The organism is Gordonia sp. NPDC003429, from assembly GCF_053588575.1.
On record NZ_JBSFQF010000003.1, the window covers coordinates 208,275 to 219,831 of the forward strand.

Sequence of the window (11,557 nt, forward strand, 5' to 3'; positions counted from 1 at the left end):
CTTCATCCTCGACACTCTGGAGATCTTCTCGTCATGTTCAATTCCGTCGGTGCCCCGCAGTCCATCCTGATTCTGGGCGGTAGCTCCGAGATCGGACTCGCCATCGCGTCCGCCTTCCTCGACCGCGGCCCGGCGAAGGTGATCCTCGCCGTGGTTCCCGGGGACCCCACAGCCGACGCTGCGGTGGCGCTCATGAAGGACGCGGGCGCGACGTCGGTGGAACTGATCGACTTCGACGCGCTCAAGCCCGAAACGCATCCCGAGGTGATCGACAAGGCTTTCGCCGGCGGGGACGTCGACCTGGCGATCGTCGCGGCCGGGGTGCAGTTCGACGACGAGCAGGTGTGGCAGGACCACTCCAAGGCGGTCACCGAGGTCACCATCAACTACACCGCCGCGGTCAGCGTGGGCGTGCTGCTGGGCCAGAAGATGCGCGCGCAGGGGCACGGCCAGATCGTGGCGATGAGTTCGGTGGCCGGCGAGCGTGTGCGTCGCAGCAACTTCCTCTACGGCTCCACCAAGGCCGGACTCGACGGCTTCTACCTCGGTTTGGGCGAGGCACTCGCGCCGTCGGGCGTGCACGTGCTGGTGGTGCGGCCCGGCCAGGTGCGCACCCGGTTGTCGGCGAACGTCAAGGAAGCGCCGCTCACGGTCAACAAGGAGGACGTCGCCAAGGCCGTCGCCTCGGCCGTCGACGCCCACAAGGAGATCATCTGGGTGCCGGGGCCGTTCCGGTTCATCATGACGGTGCTGCGCCACATTCCCCGGAAGATCTTCCGCAAACTGCCTGTGTAACTCGTCGAGCGTGCCCAGTTCCCCGTCGAGCGTGCCCACATCCCGGTCGAGCGTGCCCAGATCCCCGTCGAGCGTGCCCACATCCCGGTCGAGCGTGCCCGTCAGGCCGCGCCGGATGCGTCGGTGTGGTCGTTTCGTTGTCGCGCATAGTCGTCGACATACGCCTGCCCGGTTGCGGCGGCGATTCTCGACATCAGCTCGTCGGTGACGGCTCTGATAGCCAATCCGACGGCGATCTGGGTGAAGTAACAAACGCCTACGTCGCATTCGCTCGTCGTCGACCTGCAATGTTCACTCTCATTTTCCGCCACGACCTCCTCGAAGGGTCGGGCGAAGAGCTGCGAAACGTATCCCGGCCGCTGTTCGAGTGGCTAGTTTCACTGGTGGAACCCTCGAGCGCCGATGCCGGCGACGCCAGGGCACGCGCCGCCACTCTATGGGCGAGCGTCCACGGCATCGCGATGCTCTCGTCGACGGGCGCGTTGGAGCTTGCGGCCACGGGTATTCCCGCCAGCGAGCTTGTCGACCGGGTCGTGCGCAACAGCCTGCGCTGAAGCCTTCCGCCAGGCCCAACCGGCCGGCCCCCGGCCTTCCGCGAACAGATTTGTCGGTGACCGAATGTATGTTCTAATCATGACCCCGACCGAGTCCGCAGTCGATGCCCGCCAGGCACTGCTCGCGCAACTGGCCGAGGACGAGGACCTCGAACCCGACGAGTTGGTGGAGGTGCTCTTCCACTCCCAGGCGAGCAAGGCCTCTGCCGACTACCGTATTCTGCAGGCGGCTGTCCTCATCTACGAACTGCGCGAGTACGACTACCTGGCCCGGGTGGAGGCACTGCTGGGGTCCCGCCAGATCGCCGCGCCCGAAGGGTGCACCGATCCTGCCGAACTCGCCCGACTGTTCGTCCGGCCGGACGTCGACCCGGCGGCAAGTTGTGGGCCCGACGGTCTGACCGCGGCCATCAGCGAGGTCGGCGCCACGCTCACGATGACGCCGGCGCAGGCTAAACGCACGATCGAACTCGGCGGCTCCCTGCGCTACCGCCTGCCGCTGACCGGACAGGCGCTGGCCGTGGGCCGCATCGACCTGGCCCGCTTCGCCGACATCGTTGCCCGCACCGAGCTCGTCGACGACGCTCACATCAAGGAACTCGACGCCGTCCTCGCCGATCTGATCTTCTCTCGCGAGCCCATGTCGACGACGCGGCTGCGGACGATGGTCGAGGCGACCGTCGAACGTATCGACCCCGACGCCACGCGGCGACGCCGCGAAACCGCTGAAAAGCGGCGTTACATCGCCATCCGGCCACATCGCGATCAGCCCGGACACTCGTCGATCGACGGGCAATTGCCCGCAACACAGGCAGCGGTGCTCGACGCACGGCTGAACGAGATGGTCGGCGGAGTTCACTCCGCCGATCCGCGCACGCACGCACAGCGTCGCGCCGATTCGCTCGTCGCCCTCGCGCGCGGCCACCAGCATCTCCCGTGCGAATGCGCGGAGTGCGCCAACGCGGCATCCCGCCCCGCCGACCCGGCGTCCCCGACAATCCACGACGCCTCCCCCGCACCCGACTGCGGCTCGGAACACGGTCCCCGCCCCACCTTCCACATCGTCGTGAATCTGTCGACCGCGCTCGGCCACGACAACGATCCGGCATTCCTCGACGGACACGGCCTCATCGACGCCGACACGGCCCGCAGGCTGCTGACCGAAGCGCGTCGCAACTACGTCCACCCCGACCACGAGAACAGTGCCCGCGCCTCGTTCCGCTATCCCATCCCCCGGAAGCTGAAGGCGCTGGTGCAGGCCGGTGAACTGTGTTGCACCTTTCCCGGCTGCACCAACAAGGTCCGCACCGCTGATCTCGATCACACCGACCCGTTCAACCACACCGATCCCACCAAGGGCGGCCGAACCGAACGCCGCAACCTGAAACCGCTTTGCCGTCGACATCACCGCTATAAAACTTTCGCGGTCGGCTGGCGCGATCACCAGACTCCGTTGGGCACCGTCATCTTCGAGAGCCCCACCGGCCACATGTTCGTCGGCAACGCGTACACGGGACGGGATCTCTTCCGATCACTCGCCGAGCGCGACCAACCGCCCGACCACCGCGTCGCCGCCCGGCTCACCACGTCAGGCCGCGACGCCGTCGAGAAGGCCCGCGCCGCCACCGCGGCCCGCCGATCCGAACTCGGTCTCGAGGGTCCACCACCGTTCTGACGGCTGCTAAGAATAGTGGCGTGACGTCAACGCAGACCCCGGCCGTCGGAGACAACGACGCGTCCGAGTCGCCCACGCGGGGCGCCCGCGCTTCCCGCGTCGCCGACCTCGTCGAGATCGTCGTGGCCGCACTCGTCGGCGCCGTGGTGGCCTTCGTCGGGCTCAAGGTGATCGACTCGGTGCAGTGGCCCGCGTTCAACTCCTCGAATGTGACCCGGGCACTCACCACGACGGGCCAGGTGATCGCCATCGCGATCCTGGTGGTCGCGGCGCTGCTCTACCGGTACGGACGAGGCCGTGCGGTCACCACGTTGCTGTCGACGGTCGGGATCGCCGGCCTGGTGACGGTGACCATCGGAATGCCGCTGGGGGCGACGCGGCTCTACCTGTTCGGCCTGTCGGTGGATCAGCAGTTCCGCACCGAGTATCTGACGCGGATGACCAGCAGCCCGCACCTGGCCGACATGACCTACCTGCACCTGCCGCCCTACTATCCGGCCGGCTGGTTCTGGGCGGGCGGAAGGTACGCGTCGTTGCTCGGTATGCCCGGCTGGGAGGCGTTCAAGCCGTGGGCGATCATCTCGATGTCGGCGGCAGCCGCGGTGGGAGTGGTGCTGTGGAACCGAATGGTCGGCGCCGACCGCGGTATTGCCACCGCTCTGGCGGTGACCACCGTGACCCTGATGTACGCCGCACCCGAACCGTACGCCGCGGTGCTCGTGATGCTCGGTGTACCGATGTTGATTCCGATGCTCTACGCCCTGCGCGGCCGGTCGCGGCACGCCGACGGTCCCACGGGTTCGTTGCGCGCGACGACGAGTTGGCCCGCGGTAGCGGCGGCGGGATTGTTCCTCGGGCTCAGCGCCACCTTCTACACCCTTTACACCGGCTTGTTCGCCGGAGTCGCCGTACTGATGGCGCTCGTGCTCATCGTGCAGGGATGGGTGCTGGCGGGGAACAAGGCGGTGGCCGGCGGCACGGTGGCGGCGAGGCGACGAGCCGTGATCGTCGCGGTGCTCGTCAGGCTCGCGGTGATGGGGGTGATCGCCGGGCTGATCGCGCTCACCGTGTGGACGCCCTACCTGCTGGCACGGTTGCGCAACGAACCGGCGAGCGGCGGAACCGCCGAGCACTACCTTCCCGAACGCGGTTCGATCCTGCCGCTGCCCATGTTCCATCTCACGCTCGTCGGCGCGATCACCATGATCGGGCTGATCTGGATCGTGCTGCGGTTCCGGGAACGCACCATCGCCGCGGCACTCGGCATCGCCACCGTCGGTGTGTATCTGGTGTGCCTGTTGTCGATGCTGCTGACCGCGGCCGGCACCACACTCCTGTCGTTTCGCCTCGACCCGATCCTGGTGGGGGTGCTCTCGGCGGCAGGCGTGTTCGGGGTGGTCGAGCTGGCGCACTGGGCGGTCGGCAGATTCGGCGACGTCCGCATCGCGATCGGGGTCATCGCCACCGCCGCGGCGGTGATGCTGGCCCAAGGCATTCCGGGGTATCTCTCCAACGAGATCACCACCGCCTACACCGACACCGACGGCTACGGGCACCGCGCCGACGAACGGCCACCGGGAGCCGAATCGTACTTCCCGGAGCTGCATCGCCTGATCGCCGGGCAGACCGGCCGCCCGGCGACGGAGAACGTGGTGCTCACCGCCGACTACGGCTTCCTCTCGATCTACCCCTACTGGGGATTCCAGGGACTCACCTCGCACTACGCGAATCCGTTGGCGGAGTTCGACAAACGGGCGGCAGCCATCGAGAAGTGGTCGAAGTCGTCGACTCCCGCCGAACTGATCGACCACCTCGACACCGCACCGTGGACGCCGCCCAACGTCTTTCTGTTCCGCTACTCCGCCGACGGCTACGCGCTACGTCTGGCGCAAGACGTGTACCCCAACGATCCGAATGTCAAGCGCTACACCGTGACATTCGATCCAGCCCTGTTCGCCGACCCCCGATTCCAGGTGACGGAAGTGGGTCCGTTCGTTCTCGTCGTACGAAAGTAGCTGTTCTACAATGAAATTCGTCATCTCGAGCCTCGATTCGGGCGCCACCACCGCACACCTCGTGCACAGCGAGTCGGTGAACTGGATTCTGCTGCAGGAGGGTTCGGACCTCACCCTGATCGACGGCGGATATCCCGGCCAGGCCGAGACCGTCCTCAAATCGATCCACGCGATCGGACGTCGACCCGAGGACATCCGGGGGGCACTGCTCACCCATGCCCACGTCGATCACATCGGCGGTATGGCGAAACTGGTCGACCGCTTCGGTTTTCCCGTGTACGCCGATCCCGACGAGGTGGGACACGCCCGACGCGACTACCTCCAGCAGGCCGGTCCACTCGACATCGCGCCCTTCGCGTATCGCCCGCGAGCGTGGCGCTGGCTGGCAACGGTGACACCGCTGGGCGTGCTCAGCCGGGCAGGAATCGCTGGAACCCAACCCTTTCCGGAACCGCTCGACCTTCCCGGCCGCCCCCTTCCGGTCGCAGCGCACGGACACACCGACGGTCACAGCGCTTATCTCGTCGCCGACGGCGAGGTATTGGTGTCCGGTGACGCGCTGGTCAGCGGACACCCGGTGTCGGCCATCACGGGTTGCCAATGCCTGCCCGGCGCCTTCAATCACGACGACGCAGCCAACCGGCGCAGCGTCGGGAAGTTCACCGAACTCGACGCCACCACGCTGTACCCCGGGCATGGCCCACGCGCAGAGGGGTCGGTGGCGGACATGGCCGCCGAAGCGCTGAGCCGCTGACCCCGATCGCTCACGCACGGCTCACCTCGCCGGGTCCGCCTCCTCAGCCAGCTGCTTGATGCGGGCGAGGCGCCGATCCCAGCCGCTCGCAATGCCTTCGAGCTGGCGAGCCACCTCGTTGAGTCGCGCGCCCACCGCCTCGAAGCGCACCTCTCGACCCACCTTGGACCCCGCCACGAGTCCCGCCTCGGAGAGCACGCGCAGATGTTTGGCGATCGCCTGCCGACTGATCGGCAACTCGTCGGCGAGCGCCGACGCCGACGCGGGCCGTCGCCCCAGGGCGACGAGCACCTGCCATCGGCTGTCGTCGGCGAGTGCGGCGAAGACCTCGACGGGAGTTGTGCCCTCAGGCACGGGTACCGGCATCGACGAGATGGTCACGAGCGAGGCCCAGTTCGACGCGCCATCCGTCGGTATGGTCGTCGAAACGGGATCGACGATCGGCCTCCGGTTCGTCGAGCGCGGCGAACCCGCTTTCGGCTACCTTGAGCAGAACTCCTGAATCGGTTGGTGTCAACCAGAATTCGACGAGGGTGGCCGAGCTGTCGGGATCATCGGCGTCGATCAGCCAGCGGAACGCCGCGTAGCGCGGCGCGTCGAGGTCGAGCACCCGCAGCGCAAACGAACCATGGGCGGGATCGTGGACCACGGTGAGATCGCCCCTGGTCTCGATCCGATGCTCGGTGATCACCTGGTTGTTGATATACCAGCCCGGCTCGCTCACCAGATCCCAGACCCGTTGCGCGGGTGCGTCGATGACGATTTCTTGCTCGATACGATCGAAGTCGGTATCCATCAGTTGCCCTTCGGTAGCTGGATGCTTATGTGCAACTCGATAGTTGCACATACCGGCTCCCTACTGCAACCTCTGGGTTGCAGAAGAGTCGTCCACTTGACCTCGAGCAGACTTGAAGTTGAAGACTCGACCGATGCACACACTTCACCGCATCGACAAATTCTCCGTACCCGTGGCGCACCTCGACGAGTTCGTCGACCAAGTCCGGCAATTGCATCTCGTGCTCGCCACACAAAACGGCATCAAGATCAACGAGGTGCTCACCCTCGCCAACGGCGACAGCCCATTCAACGTGGTCACCCACGTGTCGTGGGAGTCGCCGGCCGCGCTGGAATCGGCGGGCGCGGCGATGCGTCGCCACAGTGTCGAGTCCGGTTTCGACAGAGCGGAGTTCATGAAGCGTCTCGGCGTGACCGGCGACTTCGGCACTTACGTGTGAGTTCGAAGGCGCCATCGGCCTGATCCTGTCGACACAGATATAGATGCGGCGGCTGAGCGAGGCAACGACAACTATTGTTCTCGCGTCGCGCATACGCCGCAGTTATATTCGCGCCGGGATGGTTTCGACAAGCTCAACCAGCAGAAGAGCACGCTCGCCACAGTCATATTCGCGCCGGGATGGTTTCGACAAGCTCAACCAGCAGAAGAGCACGCTCGCCGCAGTCATATTCGCGCCGGAGTGGTTTCGACAAGCTCAACCAGCAGAAGAGCACGCTCGCCGCAGTCATACTCGCGCCCGGGTGGTTTCGACAAGCTCAACCAGCAGAAAAGCACCCTCCCCGCAGTCATATCCGCGCCGGGGTGGTTTCGACAAGCTCAACCAGCAGGAGGGCACGCTCGCCACAGTCATATTCGCGCCGGAGTGGTTTCGACAAGCTCAACCAGCAGAAGGACACGCTCGCCGCAGTCATACTCGCGCCGGGGTGGTTTCGACAAGCTCAACCAGCAGAAGAGCACGCTCGCCACAGTCATATTCGCGCCGGAGTGGTTTCGACAAGCTCAACCAGCAGAAAGGCACGCTCGACGTGGTTGTGGGCACGCTGAACCCGCTGCGGCCGGCTCAGCCGACGAGGTCGACCAGCCGCCGGATGGCGAACTCGTAGCCCCGGATGCCGTATCCGGCGATGACGCCGGCCGCGATGGGTGACACATAGGAGTGGTGGCGGAAGGGTTCGCGCGCGGCGACGTTGCTGATGTGGACCTCCATCACCGGCACCTCCGGGATCACCAGCGCGTCGGCCAGCGCCACCGAGGTGTGCGTCCAGCCGCCCGGGTTGATCACGATGCCGCTGACCCGACCGCGGGACTCGTGGATCCAGTCGATCATCTCGCCCTCGTGGTTTGTCTGCGCCGCGCGCAACCCGAAACCGAGTTCGGCGGCGGTGCGTTCGGCGAGATCCACCACGTCGGCAAGCGTCTCCGACCCGTAGACCTGCGGCTGACGGACCCCGAGGGTGTTCAGGTTGGGCCCGTTGAGCAGCATGATCGGGAGCGGCTCGGCGCCGGTTTCGTGAGCGGCGTCGGAAACGGTCGACATGGCCCCACCCTATCCGTCCCGCCCCCACCAACACCTCAGGCTGTCGAAGAGGCAGATTCGACCGAACGGTTACCATCTCTCTTTGTGCCAACGCAGACCGTTCGACGCGCGAAGATCGTCGCGATCGTCACCGGTCTGCTCGGTGTTCTGCTGGCTCTGGCCACTCCGTTCATGCCGGTCAAGCAGACCACCGCGGAGATCAACTGGCCGCAGAACAACACCGTGGGATCGGTATCGGCGCCGCTGATTTCCTACGTCCCCGTCGACATCGACATCTCGATCCCCTGCTCTGCGGCGACGTCGATGTCCCCCGACGAGACGGTGCTGCTGTCCACCACACCCAAGCAGGCCACGAAGGCCACCGAGCGCGGGCTGTTCATCCGGCGCACCGGCAGCCCCACCGACCCGCCCGACAAGCAGAGCATCGAAGTGGTGGTACGAAACGTGCCGCTGGTGTCGGCGACGCTCGCGCAGATCCGGTCGCAGGATTGCCGCGACATCGTGGTGCACGCCGACTCCGACGCGGTGACCGCGGAGTTCGTGGGGATGACCGGCGACGACGGCAAACCCCTGATGGGGACCACCGAGGGCCGCGAATCCGACACCTACAGCGCCGACCAGCGGCCCCAGGTCACCGGCCTGTTCACCGACCTGTCGGGCGACGCCGCGCAACTGCCGGGCCTGCGCGCACATGTCACCGTCGACTCCCGGTACTCCACCGCCCCGACGGTGCTCAAGTGGCTGGTACTGATCGTCGGCATCGTCTGCACCCTGCTCTCGCTGGCCGCACTCGCCGCGCTCGACGCCACCGACGGCCGCAAGCACCGCCGCATCCTCCCCGCCAAATGGTGGCGGCTCAACGCCCGCGACTACGTGGTGATCGCCGCGCTGATCATCTGGCACTTCATCGGACCCAACACCTCCGACGACGGCTATCTGCTGACCATGTCGCGGGTGGCCCAGAACAGCGAGTACACCGCGAACTACTTCCGCTGGTTCGGCGCCCCGGAGGCACCGTTCGGCTGGTACTACGAGGTGTTCGGCCTGCTCTCGCACGTGTCGCTGGCCAGTCCGTGGATGCGGCTACCCGCACTGCTGTGCGGAATCGCGTCGTGGCTGATCGTCAGCCACGAGGTACTGCCCCGGCTGGGCCGGGCCGCCACCACCCGGCCCGCGGTCGGGTGGACCGCGGCGTTCGTGTTCCTGGCGTCGTGGTTTCCGTTCAACAACGGCCTGCGCCCCGAACCGATCATCGCGCTCGGCGCGCTGCTCACCTGGTGTTCGGTGGAACGTGCCATCGCCACCGGCCGCCTGCTGCCCGCCGCGATCGCCTGCCTCATCGGCGCGTTCAGCCTCGCCGCCGGACCCACCGGCCTGCTCGCGGTGGCCGCGCTGATCGCCGGCGCCCGCCCGATGATCCTGGCCCTGATCAAACGTGTGCGCGCGATCGGCGGTGGGGTGTGGTCGTATGTCGCACTGCTGGCGCCGATCGTCGCCGCGGGCACGTTCGTGATCTTCGTGGTGTTCTCCAACCTGACGATCCGCGCGTTCAGCGAGTCGTCGAGCATGAAGTCCGCGCTCGGTCCGTCGATGCACTGGTACAACGAGATCGACCGCTACTCGTCGCTGTTCGAGTTCTCCGCGAACGGGTCGATCGCCCGACGGTTCGCGGTCCTCGCCATGATCCTGGGCATGGCGGCCGCGGCCGCGGTCCTGATCCGTAAGTCCCGCATCCCCGGTACGGCGCTGGGACCCGCGCGACGGATCGTCGGGATCACCTTCGCCTCGCTGGTATTCCTCATGTTCACGCCCACCAAGTGGACCCACCACTTCGGGGTGTTCGCCGGCCTGGCCGCGGCGCTCGCGGCCATCGCGGCGATCGCGGTGAGCCATTCCGCGATGCACTCGCGCCGCAACCGCACGCTGTTCGCCGCGTTGGTGCTGTTCATCGCGGGTCTGGCGTTCACCGCCCCCAACTCGTACTACTACTCGTCGGCATGGGGTATGCCGTGGGGCGTCAACCAAGTGTCGTTCGGTTTCTCGCTGGCCAACGCGCTGCTCTATGCGTCGTTGCTGCTGTTGCTGCTGGCGTTGTGGTTCCACTTCCGGGAACCGTTCGCGGGCACCGACCCCCACGAGGACGACGCCGACGACGCACCCGTCCACCCGCGGTGGTATCGAAGGTTGTGGTCGTCGATCTCCGACGCACCGCTGGCCTACATGGCCGCGGCGGTGGTGATCTTCGAGTTGGTGACCGCCGTGTTCGCCGGCATCCAGCAGAGCAGTTCGTACTCGGTGCCCCGCTCCAACCTGGAGGCGCTGGCGGGCAAACAGTGCGGAATGGCCGACAAGGTGTGGGTGGAACCCGATCCGAACGAGTACATGCTCTCGCCGGTCGATCGCACGCTGCCGAATCCGCTGGCCGGACCAGCACAGGCTCCTTCGGGCTCATCGCTTCCCGCAACCAGCGGTTTCGGACCCAACGGGGTGCCCGACGACCTCACCACCCAGGCCAGCGCCGGGTCGCTGGGCGTACTGGCCGGCACCGCCACCTCCACCAACGACGTCCTCAACGCGAACAGCGGCGGCACCGGCGGCGGCCGGGAGTCCACGCCCGGCGTCAACGGCAGCTACGCGAGTCTGCCGTTCTTCCTGGATCCGGCGCGCACCCCCGTCGAGGGCAGCTACTCCACCACCGATCAGGTGCCCGCTCACCTCACGTCGGGCTGGTATGCACTGCCCAAGGACTACAAGAGTCGTCCGCTGCTGACCTTCTCGGTGGCCGGCGAATACGACAACCCCAATCTGCTGCTGCAGTACACCACCGACCCCGTCACCCCCTCCACCCGCGACGCGGACCTCGAGCCCACCGGCGAGACCGAGATGATCGACCCCGGCCCGCGGCCGTCGTGGCGCAACGTGCGCATCACCACCTCGTCGCTGCCCGACAACCTCACCGCGGTACGCATCGTGGCCGACGACAACAACCTCTCGTCGGACCGCTTCATCGTGGTGACCCCGCCACGGCTGCCGGAGATGCAGACGCTGCAGGAGCACGTCGGCAGCTACGACCCTGTGCACGTGGACTGGACGTCGGGTCTGGTGTTCCCCTGCCAGCGACCGTTCACCCACCACTACGGGGTGGCGGAGATCCCCACCTGGCGCATCAAACCCGGCGCCGATCTCGCCGCGGCGGTGTCGGCATGGCAGGACTCCTACGGCGGCGGCCCGCTCGGCTGGCTCGAGGTGTCCCAGGAACCGCAGACGGTGGCCAGCTACCTGCAGGGCGACATCGGACGTGACTGGGGATCACTCGAGCGCTACACACCGTACGGGGACGTGACCACCAAGGCCGAGATCACCACCGGCACCACCACCCGCAGCGGCCTGTGGAGTCCGGCGCCGATCCGCCAATGAGTCCGATCGCCTAC

Annotated in this window: 10 protein-coding genes; 7 read left to right on the top strand and 3 right to left on the bottom strand. The window is 66.8% G+C overall.

Annotated features, from left to right (window positions below):
• Positions 1–33: 33 nt before the first annotated feature.
• The 5 genes from ACWDSI_RS06275 (at position 34) to ACWDSI_RS06295 (ending at position 5,793) form a co-directional block, all read left to right on the top strand.
• Positions 34–795, top strand: a complete 762-nt coding sequence (locus ACWDSI_RS06275) for a decaprenylphospho-beta-D-erythro-pentofuranosid-2-ulose 2-reductase (RefSeq protein ID WP_449755995.1) — start codon at positions 34–36, stop codon at positions 793–795.
• 125 nt (positions 796–920) lie between these two features.
• Positions 921–1,349 (top strand): TetR-like C-terminal domain-containing protein, encoded by a 429-nt coding sequence (locus tag ACWDSI_RS06280; protein WP_449748497.1) that lies wholly within the window; start codon positions 921–923, stop codon positions 1,347–1,349.
• Between the two features lie 79 nt (positions 1,350–1,428).
• Positions 1,429–3,024 carry a DUF222 domain-containing protein gene (locus tag ACWDSI_RS06285; protein ID WP_449755996.1) on the top strand — a complete coding sequence of 532 codons (1,596 nt, stop codon included), beginning with the start codon at positions 1,429–1,431 and terminating at the stop codon, positions 3,022–3,024.
• 20 nt (positions 3,025–3,044) lie between these two features.
• Entirely contained in the window at positions 3,045–5,039 is a 1,995-nt protein-coding gene (locus tag ACWDSI_RS06290) for a galactan 5-O-arabinofuranosyltransferase (RefSeq protein WP_449755997.1), read from the top strand.
• 10 nt (positions 5,040–5,049) lie between these two features.
• Positions 5,050–5,793: an MBL fold metallo-hydrolase gene (locus ACWDSI_RS06295; RefSeq protein WP_449755998.1), complete on the top strand. Its 744-nt coding sequence runs from the start codon at positions 5,050–5,052 to the stop codon at positions 5,791–5,793.
• A gap of 21 nt (positions 5,794–5,814) precedes the next feature.
• Here ACWDSI_RS06295 and ACWDSI_RS06300 read toward each other — a convergent pair whose 3' ends face one another.
• Complete coding sequence (locus ACWDSI_RS06300; RefSeq protein ID WP_449755999.1) at positions 5,815–6,159, bottom strand: ArsR/SmtB family transcription factor; 345 nt, start codon at positions 6,157–6,159, stop codon at positions 5,815–5,817.
• The gene (locus ACWDSI_RS06305; RefSeq protein ID WP_449756000.1) at positions 6,140–6,589 is read right to left on the bottom strand and encodes an SRPBCC domain-containing protein; all 450 of its coding nucleotides are present in this window, start codon (positions 6,587–6,589) and stop codon (positions 6,140–6,142) included. The genes ACWDSI_RS06300 and ACWDSI_RS06305 overlap by 20 nt, the downstream gene beginning before the upstream one ends.
• A 133-nt stretch (positions 6,590–6,722) precedes the next feature.
• Between ACWDSI_RS06305 and ACWDSI_RS06310 the strand changes: the two genes are divergently transcribed.
• Positions 6,723–7,028, top strand: a complete 306-nt coding sequence (locus ACWDSI_RS06310) for an antibiotic biosynthesis monooxygenase family protein (RefSeq protein ID WP_449748491.1) — start codon at positions 6,723–6,725, stop codon at positions 7,026–7,028.
• A gap of 621 nt (positions 7,029–7,649) precedes the next feature.
• Here the strand turns inward: ACWDSI_RS06310 and aroQ are convergent.
• Entirely contained in the window at positions 7,650–8,126 is a 477-nt protein-coding gene (gene aroQ / locus ACWDSI_RS06315) for a type II 3-dehydroquinate dehydratase (RefSeq protein WP_449756001.1), read from the bottom strand.
• An 84-nt stretch (positions 8,127–8,210) separates the two neighbouring features.
• Between aroQ and ACWDSI_RS06320 the strand changes: the two genes are divergently transcribed.
• Positions 8,211–11,543, top strand: coding sequence for an arabinosyltransferase domain-containing protein (locus tag ACWDSI_RS06320; protein ID WP_449756002.1), 3,333 nt, complete (start codon positions 8,211–8,213; stop codon positions 11,541–11,543).
• Positions 11,544–11,557 lie beyond the last annotated feature (14 nt).